Below are 18643 nucleotides of genomic sequence, written 5' to 3' on the forward strand. Positions count from 1 at the left end.
TCAGAGGTCAGAAAACAGAAGTCAGAAAAAGAGGATAGAAGAATGAAGATATACTAGACGTTGTTGGTTATTGATATCCGAATAATCCGCAATCTGAAATCCGCAATTACCAATACTCCAGTACTTCAGCACTCCAACCCAAAGCATAGGAGAACAATGCGATGAATAAAAAAATTGAGACCCCAAATGCCCCGCAGGCCATCGGTCCCTATTCCCAGGCCATTCAAGCCGGCAATTTTTTATTTGTCTCCGGTCAGGTCGCCATTGATCCGGCAACCGGAGATATTGTTGCCGGCGGCATTGAGGCCCAGACTGACCGCGTGCTAAAGAATGTTACGGCCATTATCGAAGCGGCCGGTATGTCTTTGCAGGATGTGGTCAAGTGCTCCTGCTTTTTAAAAGACATGAACGATTTTGCAGCTTTTAATGCTGTTTATGAGAACACCTTTGGCCAGATATTGCCGGCCCGCGAAACCGTTGAGGTTGCAAGACTCCCGAAAGATGTGCTCGTGGAAGTGTCTGCGATTTGCTGCCAATAGCACATTTCCCAGGAAAGGTTGCACAAACCAGGAACGGTATTACCATTTATGTTATACGGACACAGAAAGTGCTGTTTGCTACCAAACATGGGGTAGATATCAGTGAATGGTAACCAATGAACACAAGCGGTAAAAAGTTAAAACTGCTGGTCACCGGCGCCAGTGGATTTATCGGCCAGGAGGTGGCCAACCAGTTGGCGTTTGGTGGGTACAATCCCAAGCTGATGATTCGCAAGGCCGGTGATGACTGCGAGATTTGCCATCTGCCCGCGGACTTCGTAATGGCTGACCTGCGAAACCGCGAAAGTCTGAAACTGGCGGTCAAAGGCGTTGACGCGGTCATTCATCTCGCGGCCCGAGCCACCTTTGAATCCTATGATACCTTAAAACCCTCTATTTTCGATGGTTCGGTAGCCTTGATGGAAGCCGCCATTAGCGCCGGTGTGAGCCGGTTTGTCTATAGTTCGAGCCTGCTCGTCTACGATGGAAATTCTCTCAGTGTGAATGCCGATACACCGGCAAATCCAGTTCTTGATTACGGCCGTATTAAAATAGACACCGAAAGAAAACTTTCAGAAATGGCCGCTACTGCCGGTATGTCTTTTGCTGCTTTGCGTTTACCGCATGTATATGGTGCCAAAGATCTAATGTTTCGCCAGCTGCGGGACGGACGCCTGATATTACCGGGCCTTGGGAAAAACACTTACACCCATTTGCATGTGGCCGATGCGGCTGCAGCCATTATCGCCTGTGCCGAACAGGCATATTCAGGCATTCTACCCTTTGGTGACCGCCTGCCGGCGACCTGGACGGATTTTCTTAAAGTGGCCAAAGAGTATTACACCAAAGCCCGCATTTTCTTGATTCCCCAGTCGCTGGCATTGCTGGCGACCGCATTGCTGACCCCATTTCGGCATCTGCGTCCCTACCCTGGATTGGAGACACCGGGGGCTGTTCGCACATATAATTTCAGTATAGCTGTCGACCCGCAACTTTTATGGAAGGATTTAGGATTGGAGCCCGCTTACCCTACAATTTACGAGGGGATCCCGGCGGTCGTCAAGGAGAACAAAAATCTGCAAAAGATCATCGTTCGATAGGACTGGGGAACGGCGTTCAAATGGAACTCAATCAAACGACCCAATCTTGCGGGCACCCAAAATGCCGGGCAATTCATCAGGCATTAATATAAGATCTTAGTTGTTTTCATCCACCACCTTATGATCCGGGCGTGTATCTTCAGCGGGCTCGGGGGTTAGCGCCCCTTCTGAACCGAGCAAAATGGCAATAGACCGGGTTTGAGGGCTGATATCCAGGATATTGATAAGGGCCTTGGTCAGCGGCACCGCCAAAAAAAATCCCACCGTCCCCAATACCCACCCCCAGAATAGCAGTGATAAAAAAACTACCAAAGTCGACATGCCAAGCCCGCGACCCAAGACCCTAGGCTCCAGAATGCTGCCAATAAGCGTATTGACGGCAAAATAGCCCAGCGCAACCAGCAGCGATGTCTGCACATCCGTCTGTATGAGCGCAAACAGGACAGCTGGAATCGTCATCAGAAAGGCGCCTAAGAAAGGGATATAATTTAATAAAAATGCCAAGATGGCCCACAGAATGGCAAAGTCGATACCCAAAATCCACAGCCAGAGCCAGATACACAATGCGGTCGCCATGCTGGCAAGACTTTTGATGATCATGTATCGACTGATGGCGCTCAAAACTCCCCGCAGTCGTTCCTCTGCGGTCTCCGTTAGATGGAATGCTATCCTGAGCCTGTTCAAAAGTCTGGGCGCCTCCAGCAGCATAAAAACAACGACCAACAGAACCAGCAAACCAGTCCCAAAGGTGCCGCTTATGCTGGTTAAAGCGATACGCACCAGGCCGAAGGCTGCGGCCGGGTCTAAAATGTCTTTGACCGCTTCGCGGGCTCTGGCCACACCGATTTCCTCCAGCCAGGACCCGATCTGATCACTGAGCAGCAGCAATCGCTCCTGATAACCGGGCAAACCATCTCTGAAACCTTCCAATTGTCCGGCAAATAATAATGCCAGAACACTTATAAACTCAAGCAACAAGAACACGACAATTGCCAGTGAAAGCCATTTGGGCACCCGTTTGCGTTGCAACCAACGCAATAACGGTGTGGTGATCGTTGCAATAAATGCCGCCAGCAGGACGGGCGCAATAACAGACGCGGCTGACTGCATAAACATCACCGCAATGGCAATGGCTGCCATCACAATCAATGCTCGTGATAGGGGTGAAAAACTGGAGGGCGCGCTCATTGTTTAATCTCCGTTCTTGCATGCCGTGGTATGGATTGTATCAACAATGCAAAGCCCGTTGGATCTGATGCGCTTCTACAGGGAATAAGCGCTTGTTATTATATAGCTGACGAATATAACGAGCCTATAGTTAGGTGTCAATGTTCCTATGTAAGCATGCTGTTAGGAGTAAAAATCATATGAGAAGACAAATGCGTTCAGACGATGCAGGGCAAAACATATTTTTTAATAGTTTGGAGTGGATCTCAGTCAACGTCTATTTGTTGCGTGGGTTTGGAAAATCGAGGTTTCTCTTCAGGGAGCTGGAACCTCGCCATTACAACATTTCTCACATCCCTAATGATCAGATAGAGCGCGGGCACATACAACAGAGTCAACACAGTGGCAGCCAGCAGTCCAAAACAGATGCTGATGGCCATGGGGATTAAAAACTGGGCCTGAAAACTGCGTTCCAGCAATATGGGTAACAGCCCGGCAATAGTAGTGATGGATGTCAGCAGCACCGGTCTGAACCTGGCCTTACCGGATTCCACCACTGCGGTTTCAACATCCAGACCCCAGCGTACTGATCGGTTGATAAAATCGATTAAAATCAATGAGTCGTTGACCACAATGCCGGAAAGCGCCACTATGCCAAAAAGACTGATAATGGTAAACTCCTTGCCCATAATCAAATGACCAAAGATGGCCCCGATGAGGCCGAAGGGAATGGCCATCATGATGATCACCGGCTGGATGTATGATCGAAACTGGCTGGCCAGCAACAGAAAAATGCCCATCATGGCCAGCAAATACCCGGACTTCATGCTGTCAATTGACTCACCGGTACGTTTGGCCTGCCCTCCCAGATCATAATTTACACCCGGATAACGCTCTAACAGACCGGGTAAAAAATTATTTTTCAGGTCAGTCACAATCTGCCTGGCATTGGCGGTGGTTTCATCAATGTCAGATATGACCGTTACGGTTCTTTTGCGATCCACCCGGTTAACAATCGAATAAGCCCTTCCATTCACAACATCGGCCACCTCTTCGATGGGAATTTCCCGGCCGTCATCGGTCCGGATCCGCATTTCGTCAAACCCGGAAAGGCTGCTGCGCTGCTGATCCGCATATCGCACCATGACTTTGACATCATCCCGTCCCCGCTGAATGCGCAGGGCCTCTTCCCCGTAAAAGGCCTGGCGGACCTGTTGGGCAAGCCCGCGCATGGTTACCCCAATTGAACGGGCACCCGGCTTAACCCGCAGCTTTTTCTCCTGCTTGCCGGGTCTAAAATCATCGGAAATATCATAGGTGCCGGGGTACGTTTCAATCTCTCTTTTAAGCTCATCCGCAGCCAGGCTCAGTTGATCAAAATCGTCTCCGCTCAGTTGAATTTCGATGGCATTACCGGCCGGCCCCCCTTCCAGCGTCAGAAACGCCAAACGATCGACACCGGGCAATTCACCGACCTGGCTACGCCAGCGATTCAAAATTTCATTGGTCGACACATCAGGGCGCTGCCCGGAGGATACCAATTCCACCCAGACCTCACCGACGTGGCTGCCGATTTGCGGCGGTTTCCAATCCCGCCGCGGGATCAGCCCCACCAGCGCAAAGGTATTCTTAACAAGGTTACCGTTTTCTTCTGTAAACTCAGCAAAGGCACTATTCAATTTAAAGGCGTTGGTTTCAAGATGCTGAACCGTTGTTTCGGTTATGCTGATTGGTGTGCCCAGCGGATAGTTGATTTCAGCAAGAAGCCAATCACTTTCGCCTTTGGGGAAAAATACAAAGGGCACATAACCGCCGGCCACGATACCCAGACTAATAATGAGCACACCAACTCCGATGGAGAACGTAAAATAACGATTCTTGACGACATATTTTATGGCCGGGGTATATATGTTCTGTATGGTGTGTTGCAGAAGCCCCTCGACGCGCTTTCGCAAACGCTCAAACCACGAATTTACTTTTGGCTTTTTTTTCTCTGATCTTTCTAAGGCATGATGCAGGTGCGCAGGCAGTATAATTAAGGCTTCGCCCAAAGATACGATCAAAATGATAATGACGGCCATGGGCATAACGGCGATGAATTTACCCATGATACCGGAAATAAACATCAATGGCAAAAACGCCACCACAGTTGTTGAAACCGCCATAACCACCGGCCCGCCGACCTCCTTAAGACCGTCGACCACAGCCGCAGCTGGTGATTTCCCCCGATGATAATGGGTATAGATATTCTCGCCCACAATAATGGCATCGTCCACCAGAATACCCAGGGTCATAATGAAGGCAAACAGCGAAATCATGTTAATGGTCTGGTCAAAGGCGTTAAGCACCAGAAAGGCGGCCATAAATGAAATGGGGATGCCGATAGCCACCCAGAAAGCCAGTCGAAAGTTAAGAAACAGCGCCAATGCGATAAACACCAGCAGAATCCCCTGAGCACCATTGCGCAGCATTAAATCGATGCGATCGCGCACCAAAACGGACAAGTCGCCCCAGATGGCCAGATCGATATCTGAGTTGATCCGGTAATTATGAGCTGCGGCGTAATTTCGCGCGATGTCGGCAATTTCGATGCTATCCTGCTCGCTGGTGCGGCTAACCTGCACCAAAGCAGCTGGCTTACCGTTGAAACGGGCTTTGATGTCGACATCGGCAAATCCATCAATCACCGTAGCCACCTGTCCCAGCCGCACCACCGTTCCGTCCGCCCGGGTAATCAATGGTATGGATTCAAATTCTTTGCCGACATATAGCTGGCCCTTGGTTCTAACCAGAATTTCCCCCTGGGCGGTTTTGATCTTTCCGCCCGGCAAATCTATACTGCCGGCCCGAACCGCGCTGACCACCTGATCAAAGCGAAGCCCGTAACGGCGCAAGTTGTCTTCGGAAACTTCAATCGCGATTTCATAATCCCGCACACCCACCAGTTCGATCTGGGTGATCACCTCAGGCTGCTTGAATTTAAAAGCAGATAAAAAACTCCGTTCGGTCTCGGATTCCAGCCGCGAAACAATGCGTGCATCCAGCAGATCATCACGAATTTTTTCAGCCGCCTGCCGCAGGCGTCTCTCAGAGACATCGCCAAAGGCGGCAATGTAAATGGTCGGATCCCGTTCGATGATCTCAAGCACAAGGGGCTCTTCGGCTTCTACTGGAAAGGTATCGATCCGATCCACTTCCGCTTTAATCTCATCCAGCACTTTCTGAACATCAGTGCCGGATTCAAGCTCCACCACCACTTCACCGTTACCTTCACGCGCGGCGGATCGAATGCGGTCAATGCCCTCGACGCCTTCAATCTGCTCTTCGATTTTAATACAGATTCCCTCTTCCACCTCCTCCGGGCTGGATCCCGGATAGTCGACGCTGACCACAATCATATCCAGCGAAAACTGCGGAAACATCTCCCGGCGCATCTTCAACACCGTTACCAGCCCGGCCACGATGATAAAGACCATGACCAGGTTAACGGTAACGTGATTTTTTATCGACCACTCGCCTAGTTTCTTCATTTTTTCAGATGTCAGAGGTCAGAAGTCAGAGGACAGATAAGAAGAACGTGTTCAGCATGGTGCAATCTGTCATCTGTCTTCTGTTATCTCTTGAGATTACAGTGACTCCCAACGATTCATTAAAATGTATAACATTGCATTTACTTCATCATATTTTCCATTTAGGCTGTCAAATTCGTCTTGTTTGATATAGCCACAACCAAGCGAAAATCTAACCAGCCCCGGGTCTCTTCAGATGAACTCATTGCATCATTGAGGTGTCTGATAAATAAATTTTCATATCTTCTTTTCGCGAATCCTTCGCGAATGTTAATCGGAACAGATCGAGATGATCTTCGAATTTGATCCGTTAGCGAATATTTTTCCTCTTTAGGAAACTTCTTCGTAAGTTCAAATACTTCCATTGCCAGGTCAAACGCGAGCCGGTATACTTCAAGATCCCTTACGCTTTTAATGCTCATCTATCCTCTATTTTCTGCCTTCTGTCCTCTGTCCTCTGTCTTCTGTTTGTAACCTGATAAGCATTCCGTCTGTAACATCTGAAAGTGGCGTTTTGATGATGCGCTCGCCGTCTGAGAGTCCCTGACTGACAATGACAGTATCTTTATGCGCTCTTAGGATATCAACGGTTTTTATTTTCAGGTGATCGCCGTCAACCGTATAGATCCTGTCTCCCGGGTAAACGACGTAGCGCGGGAGCACAAAGGCCTGGCTGACCTCTTTGCCTTTAATCCTGGCGGTCACAAACATGCCCGGCCGCAGCCGCAGCGCACTCCTGTTTTCTCCGGATGGTGCCGTTTCATCGACTTCGATGATCACCGGCAATGTGCGGGTTTTGTCATCCATTTCCGCTTTAACCCGGGACACTTGCCCCGTCCACATCATCTGGGTGCCTTGATTTTCAAAAACAACATCCGCCTCGATGCGACCATCGCCATTTAACTTTGATGGCAACCATTTAAAATCCTTGACGGGTATGCGCACCTCGATTTCCAGCTCACCGCTACTGTATATTTTGCCCATACTCTGGCCAATCGTCACATGCTGTCCGACCTCGATGGTTTTATCCAGCACCCAGCCGTCAAATGGCGCACTAATCCCAGATCTTTCCAGATCCAGTTTGGCGGTTTCAAACATAACTCTGGCCATGTCTCGCTGGGCCAGCAATTGTTCTTTCTGGGGTCCGGTCAGGGCCAGCTGATTCTCAAGGGCCTGCAAGCGCTCAAGGCTGGCCAGATATTGCTGCTCGCTTTTATCCAGGGTGGACTGGGCGATGACTTTTCTGTCGATCAGTTTTTTCAGCCTGAAGTATTCGTTTTTGGCGAGTGCAACATCGGATTTGGCAATTTTGATACGCGCCTGTAAGTTCAATATCTCCTGTTCAAGACGCTTGATTTCAGCCTGGGCCTGCTTGATCTGAACATTCGTCCGTTGCACTTCCAGATCGTAATTCCGTGGGTCAATCTGTATGAGACGGGTTCCTCGGGCGACAAAGCTGCCTTCTTCAAAGTTCGGATCCGTCGCCACAATCTGGCCGCGCACCTCAGCCACCAGCAGCAGTTCTTCGCGCGGTTTAACGGTCCCGTAAGCCTCAATCACCATCTGTACTTTTTCGGCTCGGGCTGGAAATACTTCAACCAAGCGCCCCTTGTCTTCAACGACACGGCGTTCGGCTTTGGGCCGCAGAATAACCAGAGCGGCAGCAATGATAATTGCGGCCAGAATAACACCAAACACCCGGATTGTTTTAAAGGTGGCCCCTTTTTTCATAGCCACACCCTTCCACTTAAACCGTTAACATATTGACAACGACGTCAACTATAAAATAGCGAGTCGGCAGTAATTCCGCAACCTTTGCGTTTTTAAATGCACCCTATTGATTGGCTATCCGAGACTAACTTGTTTTCGTCGCTGTTGAAACAATTAAATGACATTGACCATGCATATAACAAAATAGCCGTCTGTGAGCATTCATCACACAGACGGCTACATAAAGACTCCTTCAATTTTAGAATTAATCATTTTCCTTCTTGGATTTTTTCAGTCAGCACCGGTACGAAATCAAGAAGGTCTTCGACGATCCCGACATCTGCGATCTGAAAAATGGGGGCTTTAGGATTCTTGTTTACTGCGACGATAAAGGGATTGCCTTTGATACCGCCCATGTGTTGAAAAGAGCCGCTGATGCCAAGTGCCATATAAACTTTGGGTTTGACCGTCTGCCCAGAGGTGCCGACCTGACGCGGCTTTTCAAGCCATTTGGCATCCACGATCGGTCGGGAGCAGGACACCACACCGCCCACGGCCTCGGCCAGTTCATCAGCAATCTCAATGTTATCCTGATCTTCGATACCGCGACCCACAGATACCAGGATATCTTCTTTGGTAATGTCCACATCACCAGCCTCAGCTTCGACAACTTCCAAAAAACGGCGGCCAACAGTCAAATCGCCAACTTCAGATGATTTATCAGTGACCTGCCCGGCGGCCGCTTTGCTTTCATCCGGCTGGAAGGTGCCAGGTCGAACGTTAATAACAGCACCGGTGGCGATATCTGCCAACAAATGGGTGCTCACCTGCCCGCTATACTCCTGCCGAATCACTTTAAGGTTGTTTCCGTCCAAACCCTCGAATCCGGCCGCATCGGACACAAACACCGAATCCATTTTAACTGCAAGGCCCGGCGCAAGGTCCATGCCGAAGGTATCGTGCGGGACGAGCACAACTGCATCCGCCGGCAAAACAGCCACCAGCAGTTTTCGAATCGCTTCAGCATTTGGATAGGCCAGGGCTTGGTCGTCAAATTTCCATACCTCCGCAAAAGAGGCCGTCAATTCATTGCACAGTGTATCCAGATCGGCTCCCGACCCGGTGACTAACGCGGTAGGTGACGCATCCGGGTAAATCGCGCGGGCTGCAGAAATGAGTTCTAGAGCCGTATCATCGACAACACCATTTTTATGAACGATATATGCGAAAACCTGTGCGGCCATTATTTTATTCCTCCTTTGGCTTTTAATAGGTCAATCAACTTTTCGGCAATCTCTTCATTGCTGCCCTCAAGTATTTCAGCGCCTTCGCCCAGCTCCGGCACGTAGTAATCAACGCGTTTAACCCCAGCGCCGGAATCACCCACGCTGGCGGCGTCAAGACCCAGATCCGAGGCACCCCAGACCGGGATGTCCACCGAAGCCACTTTGCGGATACCGCGAATACCGACATAGCGGGGTTCGTTGATGCCGGTTTGAATGGATAACACGCATGGCAGCGCGATTTCATTCAATTCCTGGTTGCCGCCTTCGATTTCACGACCGACTTTGAGCTGGCTGTCGTTGACAACTTCGATCAGGTTGACAACGGAGGCATAGGGCAAATCCAGCATGGCAGCCAGCATACCGCCAATCTGGCCAGCGCCATCGTCCGCCTGAGCGCCGGTCAGGATAAGGTCATAATTGCCCTTTTCGACCACCGCTTTCAAAATAGAGGCTACCCCTTTGCCATCTGATCCTTCGAAGACATCATCGGAAACCAGAATGCCGTTGTTGGCACCCATGGCCATCTCCCTGCGGACGACTTCTTCGGATTCCTCGTCTCCCAAGGAAACGACCGTCACCGCGCCCCCGATCTTGTCAACAATCTGGATGGCCTCTTCGACCGCATAATTGTCCCACTCGTTTACCGAATAAACCAGATCATCGCGTTCGATGTCCGAGCCATCCCGATTGACTTCGATCTCGTTTTCCGCAGTGTCCGGAACCCTTTTGACACAAACCAAAATTTCCATATTTTTCCTCCGAAGTATCGTTATTCGTTATTAAAAGCTATCTCAGAAATGCATCTAACCCGCCAGAGGCGGACAGGCGCCCAATGGTCCGCCAATATTCGTGGCGGATTACAAACCGATTCAAAATGCTCGAATAATAATCCGCCGGAGGCGGACTCCACTTTTGAACCGGTTTGCGCCTTGCCCTTGAACATGATCTGCTATTTTTGAGCCAGCTTTTGTATATTTAATTCTTTATTTAGGATCAAATACACGTAGAATTGTTTAAATATTAGTGTTTTCCGAAATCTGTCCTCTGACTTCTGACCTCTGTCTTCAGTCATCTGATATCTGATCTCTGTCATCTGACCTCTGTCCTCTGTCCTCTGTAGAAAGGTGCTGCGCAATGAGCTCGGTCAGGTCCAGCGCTTCCATTTGCCCTTCCAGACCGCTGACTTTAATGGCGTCTTCGATATTCACCAGGCAAAACGGGCAGGCGGTCACGATCACATTGGCGCCAGATTTTTGGGCCATTTCCACCCGCAGCACGCCCATGCGCTGTTCTTCTTCAGGCTCATAAAAAAGCATCAATCCACCGCCGCCGCAGCAAAAGGATCGATCCCTGCAGTTGCCGGTCATTTCAACTCGTTTGATGCCCGGTATTGCATCAATGGCGACCCGGGGATCATCGTAGATATTGTTGTGCCGGCCCAGATAGCAGGCATCGTGATAGACGTAAATATTAGCGGGATCTTCGACCGCTTTGAGTTGAATTTTACCGGATTGAACCTGGCGCGCCACTGTTTGGCTGATGTGTTCCGCCGGCGGCAGCTCGGTATAGTCCTTTTTCAAGGCATTGTAGGCATGGGGATCAGCAGTCACAATGCGCTGCACACCCGAATGTAGAATGGCTTCCGTATTCTGATCCCGCAAATCCTGATACAGCATCTCTTCACCGAAACGTCTGGCTTCATGGCCGCTGTCCTTTTCAGCTTTGCCCAGGATGCCAAAATCAATTTCAGCCGCAGTCAGAATCTGCGCTGTGCAGCGCGCAATTTCCTGCATGCGATCGTCAAACGATGAAATGCTGTCCACAAAATAAAGGGTTTCGGCCTCAGCGCCTTTTTCAAGAATCTTTACACCATTGTCTTCCCCAAGCGGTTTGGTCCAATCGGCCCGCTTTCTTTCCATCTTTCCCCAGGGATTGCCGCGTTTTTCAAGTGAGCCCAGCGGCTTTTGCAGCGATTGGGGCACCAGGCCGTCATCGACCATTCCGCGACGCAGATCCACCATTTTATCGATGTATTCTATTCCGATTGGGCATTCCTGTTCGCAGGCCCCGCAGGTGGTGCAGGACCAGATTTCATCCTCATCATAAATATCACCGATCAGCGGTTTGGTTTCGGCGCCGTTGCCGCCGATCAGGGGATACTGTTTAAAGGCATAATCGCGCCCCTTGATGGAGATAAAACGCGGCGAAAGAGGGCGACCAACGGCATTGGCCGGGCAGTGGTCGGAGCAACGGCCGCAATCTGCACAGGAATAAAAATCAAGCATGTGTTTCCAGGTGAAATCCTCAAAGACCTTGACGCCAAAAGAATCCAGATCATCGAGCTGCTCGTCGCTAACACCATAACGCACCGGTTTGACATTTCCCTTTTCAACCCGCATGAAAAATACGTTGAAAAGCGATGTGACCACATGGAAATGCTTGCCCAGTGGTAAAAAGCACAGAAAAAAGAAAAAAGTCAGATCATGAATAAAATAAGCCGTCAGATGCGTATTCTGCAAGGCCGCCTGGGACGTGCCGCCCAGCATATAGCTGTATAACCAGGCCAGGCTCAGGGGGGCTGGAAATTCAGCATGCAGGCCTTTTTGGCTGTTTGCGGCCACCAGACTGGCCTCAAATAAGCTTTCGGTAATCATCAGGGTGGAAATCAAACCCAGGACAAAAATCGCCTCGCCGGTGTGGTCTTTTCCGTAGCGCGACGGCACCGCATAGCGCGCCGGTTTAATAATCCCCCGGCGAACAGCGGCAATTACGCAGGCAATTAAAACCCAGGTGGCGGCGTAATCTTTGAGCACATGGTAGATTTGCCCGAAAAACCCGCTGAATCCGGGCAAGACAAAATTTTCGGAAAAACCCAGTATGACCAGTTGGATTGACCGGGCCCCCAGGATAATGAAGCCTGCAAAAATAAAAATATGAATGATTCCGGCCTGCATATAACGGGGCTGGCGCCACTGGGCCAACCAGATTTTGAGCGTCTGAGCGAGTCGCTGCCCGATACAGCAAAAGCGCTCATCAGGCGCTGCCTTGAGCAGAGGTGAGATCCGGCGGACCATCATGTAAGCAAAAATGGCAACACCGATCAGCGGTATGAGGATCGAAAAAACGATGGTCGGAATACCGGCAATCGAAGCAGCGGCCGGTGACATCAATGCGGATTCCATTATAAGGCGTATTCCTTTTTCGGTTTTAACTTGATCGCTTTTTTGGCAACGTTTTTCTTGGCAAGTAACAGCAGCTAAACCAAGGGAGCATGCATATCAAAATTTTCAGCTTCGGGCAATAGCCCTCCGCAGGTTCTGGGTTCTGGGTTCAGAGGTTCAGGGTTTCTGTTTTTCGGCCTCGACCATCTGTCTTTGGTTATTCAACCTCTGAACCCTTGAACGTTGAACCTTGAACCCGTGATTACTTACCCCCAAAAGCATCTTCCGAAATATCGATGGTGGCGGTGTTGGCTGTCAGAATCACATTCATTTTGCCGGTACTGATCGGTAAAACGGAATGTGTAAAAAATTCAGCGCTTTTAATCTGACCTTCGTAAAAAGCAACATCCTTTTTGCGGGCGCCGTTTTCCAGCCTTTGGGCCGCCAGGGTCGCACGCCGCAGCAACTGCCAGGCAAAAACCACATCGCCGCAGACTTCCATAAACGAATAGGCGTGGGCAAAGGCGCCCATGCGGGTATCAACGGACATGGCTGCCTGGCCGATATGCAACATCACCTCTCCCAGCTTATTGACCGCACCTTCCACTTTAGCGGCCATACCTTCCAGACGTGGAAGCGCTTTGGCAGCCGCCAGTGCCTGCTGGATCTCACCCAACAGATCCATCACCGGCTTGCCTTTATGCATGCCAATCTTGCGGGCCAGCAAATCCATGGCCTGAATGCCGTTGGTGCCTTCATAAATCTGCGTAATGCGGCAGTCGCGCATCAGTTGCTCCATGGGGTACTCTTTGATATAGCCATAGCCACCGTAAACCTGCACCCCCAGACTGCATACCTCAAAAGCCTTGTCGGTCACATACCCCTTGGCAATGGGGATTAACAGGTCGATCAATCCCTGCAATTTGGCCTTTTCGGTCTCATCATCACTGATGTTATATTTGTCCTCACAATGCCCAATAAAATAAAGCAGGCTGCGCATGCCTTCGACATAGGCTTTCATGGTCAGCAGCATTCTCCGAATATCCGGATGCTCGATAATGGAAACGGGGGCAGCGCCATTGTTTTGCGCATTTAAAAGATGGCGGCCCTGCACCCGCTCGCGCGCATAGTTGACGGCATAGATGTAGGCGGTGCTGGCGCAGGCCAGGCCCTGCAGACCGACCAGCAGTCGCGCCTCGTTCATCATTTGAAACATGGCCCGCATGCCTTTGTTTTCCTCTCCCAGCAGCGTGCCGACACAATTGCCCTTGCTGCCCAGTGACAGCGAAGCGGTGGCATTACCGTGAATGCCCATTTTTTCCTCGATACCGGTGCAGATCACATCATTGGGCTCGCCCAGGCTGCCGTCATCGTTAACCCGGATCTTGGGGACCAAAAACAAGGAGATCCCTTTGGTACCCTCCGGCGCACCTTCGATACGGGCCAGCACTGGATGAATGATGTTTTCGGCCATATCGTGTTCGCCGGAGGATATAAAGATTTTATTGCCGCTAATTGAATAGGTGCCATCGTCGTTTTTAACTGCGGTGGTCGTCAGCGCCCCCACATCAGTACCGGCTTCAGGTTCGGTCAACAGCATCGTGCCGGTCCACTCACCGGTGAACATCTTTTTTAAATACAGCTTTTTTTGCTTGGCCGTACCGAATGTTTGTATCAGCCTGCCGGCCCCATGGGTCAGACCGGGGTACATCATAAAGGCAAAATTGGCGCCGATAAACAGGTCATTGGCCGCCAGAGACAGGGTGACCGGCATACCCTGACCGCCCCACTTGGGATCATCGGAAAGGGCCACCCACTCCCCTTCTTTAAACAGCGCCCAGGCCTTGTGAAAGGACTCCGGAACGGTGACGCGGCCATTGTCAAAGCGAGCGCCCTCACGGTCACCATCAACCCGGATGGGCAAAAGCTCTTTGACCGCCAGGTTGCGGGCTTCAGATATGATCAAGTCAATGGTTTTTTTATTGAATTCTGCATAGCGCGCGTGCGCGCTCAGGGCGTCCACCTCAAGCAGTTCATGCAGAACAAAATCAATGTCCCTTCGATCGGCAATCGTTTGTGGCATATATGATCTCCTTGATTTAATTCATTTATCGCTTGCCGGGGGTCCTTGTTCGATCCCCCTTATAAACAGCTCAACCAGCGGATCGGCCATCGACACCAGATCATATTCCCCTTCGGCATGCAGCCAGGTGTTGATCACTTCATCCACCGCGCCGATGATAAAGCGTTTGACCAATCCGAGGTAAAGATCCTTGCGAATGGCACCCTCCTGCTGCCCCTGTTCGATGATCTCCGAGATCAAGTCCCGATACATCTGCGACATTTCTCTGATTTGGGCTTCCGCCAATCGGCTGCTTTGATGGGTTTCAACCTGATACACAATGGCCATGTCTCGGTTGTTTTGAAATTCTTTCAGATGTCTGCGGATCAGATACCGCAGCTTGTCCAGACTGGAATCCGCACGGTCGACTTCACTGCGGAACGAGTCAAACACCTGTTTGGTTTTATAGTTGAAAAACTGGACCAGAATATCGTCTTTATTTTTAAAATACAGGTAGATGGTGCCGTCGGCCACACCGGCTTCTTTGGCAATCTGAGCAACGGTCGATTGATGAAATCCCTGACGCGCAAATACCCTGATAGCCGCTTCAAGAATCTGAAAATATTTATGATTTTTTTCGGTCCGATCGTTAGCTGCCTTCACCTTACAATCCTTTCAAAAAATGAATGAATACTCATTCATTTTATCAGAGATTATTTCCCCCTGTCAAGCACAAAGTCGCAAAATTTTATGATATAATTATTATTTAATTACAAAGTTTTACACTAATAAAAGGATACATAATCGGAGTGCATAAGGCTAGATAGGAGAGTTCAATAAAAATGAGCATACATTCAGCACATATGGAATATTGCATGTTATCATTAAAAATCCACAAGAAATGAGGAGTTGAGATTCATAGCCCTAGCTAAAATTCAGCCAGAGATGCGGTTGCACCCACCAGTATAAAATTTTGGAAAGAAACAGAATTAGTAGATTGAATTAGGCTTGTAATATAAAATGAATATCGCAGGTTCTTCTGAGATTCAAAAAATTTGATATGTTGGAAATATTGCTGGTCTTAGAACTGTAAGAAAGTCCGCAAAAAGACCATCCCTCTTATTTCTTACCTCTAAGCTTGCCTGATTTACTGTTCCCGCTATGATTTAAAGATTTAACGAGCTCATTATGGGGGTAACTTGCGAAATCATGTAGCTCAAACTTTTCCACTTTTTCGTTAAAAAAGTCACCATGGGCATACATCTCAATGGAGCTTATATAACCATCTTTACCCCAAAGAAGTGTGCCGCCACCACCATGAATGTCTTCAGAAACAAGGAAGGGGCCATCTATAGGCCATTTGCCAGGCCAGGTATTATCAAGATCGTCAAGGTTGATTGGCTCTAATTCTCTAGATACTTCAAAATAAACGTGGAAGCCTACTTTCGTCCAGTCCCGTTTCAGAAATTTCGCTGAATCAATTTGTGCTGTCAACTGCTGATTGGCATAGGCACCTTCTATCCATTCAAAAACAGTCAATTCAAATTCACTAAAACCATCAGTCATGTTTTTCCCCAAGGCCATTAAATTTGGCGACAATGGTCATGATCAGTCGGTTGGTGATAATTGAGAGAAACACAACTATCGTCATTCTACAGATATGCTAAAATATCACAACAATATTTTGCCTTAGCAACCTTTGATTCGTTGGATATTTGAAATCGAGCGAAATGCTCTCCTGCCGGGATGGAGCCCAGCGGAATCCCGGTTAGGAGCAGCAACTGGTTAGGCCATTATTTGAGCTATCATTTAATTGCCTTGCCCAGACTATAGGCTTTTCCTATAGAGCCATCAACACCATAATAGGTTCTGCTTTCAGCAGCATAAAGAATCGGGCTAAGCTTAAGCATTTCAGGTAGCCCTCCTTCTCCCAGGATCGCCTCATTAACCTTAACATCCAATATTTCCCCAATAAACTGGGTGTGTAATCCAATCTCAAGAGTATGAATTACTTTACATTCTATCACCATCGGAAATTCGTCTACATAAGGAGCATTTACTGTATCAGCTATAGCCGGAGTGAGGCCGGTTTTTTTGAATTTATTGGTTTTCTTTCCTGAGATTAGGCCGAAAAAGTCTGCCTCCCGAGCAAAGTTCTTAGATGGCACACTGACAGTATACGCTTTTGTTTCCATGATGTTACTGTACGTATAAGTAGCTTTCCGAAGCGAAATTGTAACTGCTGGCGGTTTACTACAGCAAATGCCTCCCCAAGATGCGGTCATAACGTTAGGATTTCCATCTTTATCATAGGAACCTATACACCAAACAGGAGATGGGTAAATTAATGCTTTGGATCCGATTGATTTTTTCATAATTATATCCTTATTTATTTTAGCCTCACATATGTATTAAACCGATTCTTGTTAATAACTGAGCTATGCAGCAAAAATATGGAAAAATTGCAAATGGTAAGAAAAAGTGGTGAAAAATATGCCTAAAAGCCAAATATCGTGAACCTTTGATTTATTGAGGGAAATCCAACTATAGAACTTTTGAATATAATACGAATATCACAAGAATTTTGGTCTTTCAAAAGTTGTGTGTTGTTGTAGGTATCAAAGGTTTTTAATCTTATAAGAATTGACAATTCGACTCTGAATCATTTGAAAAATTTTCGAACAATTACTGCGATTGTGATTAAGGCGAATCCAATCAATATCATTGAGATAGTTTCAAGCATTGAAATAGGTGTTTTTATAAAAAGAAGTTTATGCTTGTCGCGAATTGATAAAGCTATCTGGATTAGGGGTTTATAAAAGCATAATAAGATTGGATCTTACGTAATTTTGGTTAGTTGTTCATAGTAATCTGACCGCAATTCCATTTAAGAATGTAAAAAAGCTGCAGCCGCACCAACCACAATGATAATATCTTGTCCAGGGTATTAACCTCATCCAAGATCTACGTTTGATTCTTATCTTTTTAATATCCTTACAATATGGACACTTCGGGCCGAAGGCTAATTTATTCATTTTACGGGCTTTTTATTAATCAAGGATTTTCCCCAACCATTTCAATAAAAATACTAAGGCTAAGGCAATCGCGACTAGACCGCTAATAACCAAGTAAGGAGTTATTACAGTCATCGCTATTGCATCCATGATTGCTCCTACATTTGGTGGTTATTGATAAGAATGCTGTATTTGCTACTAACAGAACCTTACGCCTATCCCATAAGTATAATCAGAATTAGAGTTAGCTAATTTCTGACATCATCTGACGTCTGAACTTAAGATTTTTGAACCTGTACGAAAAGGAGGATTGTCGAAAGAATCTGAATTTTCGTATCCTGTTTTAGGGCAGCATTTGACTCTAAATACAAACCATCGACACAAAAGTTAATCATTAGGGTAAATAAAGAATACTTGGAATGCTCATCTTTAACATAATAGCAAATTTATGCTCAAAGCGTATGCTTCTACGATGTTTAATGTTTGATACCATTTGATACTTCTCCTTCTTCGAAAGCATAAATTTAGCTTGATATCAAATGTATGTGGGTTTCAAATTGAATTGTGGAAGGCTCTTCTGGAAAAATGGGTGCAGCTTACTCAATAATCGTTAAATATTTGAAAAAAAAACCCGCCCTGACGATAAAAGTTCAATAAGAGAAGATATGTTAAATGTCAATAGAAATGTTTAAAATAATAAATAATTACAAATAGTTGTAAAGTTATAAAGGTTTGTATATTTCTACAGATAAAGGAATTTATAAGTTATTAGAATAAAATGGAATTGAAAATATGAGTGCCCTTTTAGCTGTTTTGAAATGCTCCGTCTATCACACTATCATCTTGGCGTTTATTGGAGGAAAGTGTGGATATATTAAGATAAACCCAAATATCGCAATTTTACGGATACCAAACGAATACCGCAAGGCTTTTAGTGGGCTAATATTTACAGAGTTGTTGGAGTACTCCAATATTTTTTATAGACTATCAACCGGCACTACAGCCGATTCAAGTTTTTCTTTGGAAGTAAAGGCG

13 protein-coding genes are annotated in these 18643 nt (G+C 47.7%); 3 read left to right on the forward strand and 10 right to left on the reverse strand.

What is annotated here, in order from left to right; all coding sequences use genetic code 11:
* Window positions 1-161 precede the first annotated feature (161 nt).
* Together QNJ26_20255 and QNJ26_20260 are read left to right on the forward strand one after the other, a co-directional pair.
* Complete coding sequence (locus QNJ26_20255) at window positions 162-539, forward strand: RidA family protein (GenBank protein ID MDJ0987887.1); 378 nt, start codon at window positions 162-164, stop codon at window positions 537-539.
* Window positions 540-655: 116 nt separating this feature from the next.
* Entirely contained in the window at window positions 656-1639 is a 984-nt protein-coding gene (locus tag QNJ26_20260) for an NAD-dependent epimerase/dehydratase family protein (protein ID MDJ0987888.1), read from the forward strand.
* 96 nt (window positions 1640-1735) lie between these two features.
* Here QNJ26_20260 and QNJ26_20265 read toward each other — a convergent pair whose 3' ends face one another.
* From QNJ26_20265 to QNJ26_20310, 10 genes are all read right to left on the reverse strand, one after another.
* The gene (locus QNJ26_20265; GenBank protein ID MDJ0987889.1) at window positions 1736-2827 is read right to left on the reverse strand and encodes an AI-2E family transporter; all 1092 of its coding nucleotides are present in this window, start codon (window positions 2825-2827) and stop codon (window positions 1736-1738) included.
* Between the two features lie 245 nt (window positions 2828-3072).
* Window positions 3073-6336, reverse strand: a complete 3264-nt coding sequence (locus QNJ26_20270; GenBank protein ID MDJ0987890.1) for an efflux RND transporter permease subunit — start codon at window positions 6334-6336, stop codon at window positions 3073-3075.
* 468 nt (window positions 6337-6804) lie between these two features.
* Window positions 6805-8106: an efflux RND transporter periplasmic adaptor subunit gene (locus QNJ26_20275; protein ID MDJ0987891.1), complete on the reverse strand. Its 1302-nt coding sequence runs from the start codon at window positions 8104-8106 to the stop codon at window positions 6805-6807.
* 248 nt (window positions 8107-8354) lie between these two features.
* Window positions 8355-9329: an electron transfer flavoprotein subunit alpha/FixB family protein gene (locus QNJ26_20280; GenBank protein ID MDJ0987892.1), complete on the reverse strand. Its 975-nt coding sequence runs from the start codon at window positions 9327-9329 to the stop codon at window positions 8355-8357.
* Window positions 9329-10120, reverse strand: coding sequence for an electron transfer flavoprotein subunit beta/FixA family protein (locus QNJ26_20285; GenBank protein ID MDJ0987893.1), 792 nt, complete (start codon window positions 10118-10120; stop codon window positions 9329-9331). Before QNJ26_20285 ends, QNJ26_20280 begins: the two co-directional genes overlap by 1 nt.
* A 315-nt stretch (window positions 10121-10435) precedes the next feature.
* Window positions 10436-12553: a (Fe-S)-binding protein gene (locus QNJ26_20290; GenBank protein MDJ0987894.1), complete on the reverse strand. Its 2118-nt coding sequence runs from the start codon at window positions 12551-12553 to the stop codon at window positions 10436-10438.
* A gap of 241 nt (window positions 12554-12794) precedes the next feature.
* Complete coding sequence (locus QNJ26_20295; protein ID MDJ0987895.1) at window positions 12795-14615, reverse strand: acyl-CoA dehydrogenase; 1821 nt, start codon at window positions 14613-14615, stop codon at window positions 12795-12797.
* Window positions 14616-14636: 21 nt separating this feature from the next.
* Entirely contained in the window at window positions 14637-15257 is a 621-nt protein-coding gene (locus QNJ26_20300; protein ID MDJ0987896.1) for a TetR/AcrR family transcriptional regulator, read from the reverse strand.
* Window positions 15258-15713: 456 nt separating this feature from the next.
* Entirely contained in the window at window positions 15714-16160 is a 447-nt protein-coding gene (locus tag QNJ26_20305; GenBank protein ID MDJ0987897.1) for a hypothetical protein, read from the reverse strand.
* Between the two features lie 239 nt (window positions 16161-16399).
* Window positions 16400-16969, reverse strand: coding sequence for a flavin reductase family protein (locus QNJ26_20310; GenBank protein ID MDJ0987898.1), 570 nt, complete (start codon window positions 16967-16969; stop codon window positions 16400-16402).
* Window positions 16970-18400: 1431 nt separating this feature from the next.
* Between QNJ26_20310 and QNJ26_20315 the strand changes: the two genes are divergently transcribed.
* Window positions 18401-18643, forward strand: a 243-nt coding sequence (locus QNJ26_20315) for a hypothetical protein (protein MDJ0987899.1), incomplete at its 3' end; no start/stop codon positions are given.

The sequence above is a fragment of the Desulfobacterales bacterium genome (assembly GCA_030066985.1).
Classification (GTDB): domain Bacteria; phylum Desulfobacterota; class Desulfobacteria; order Desulfobacterales; family JAHEIW01; genus JAHEIW01.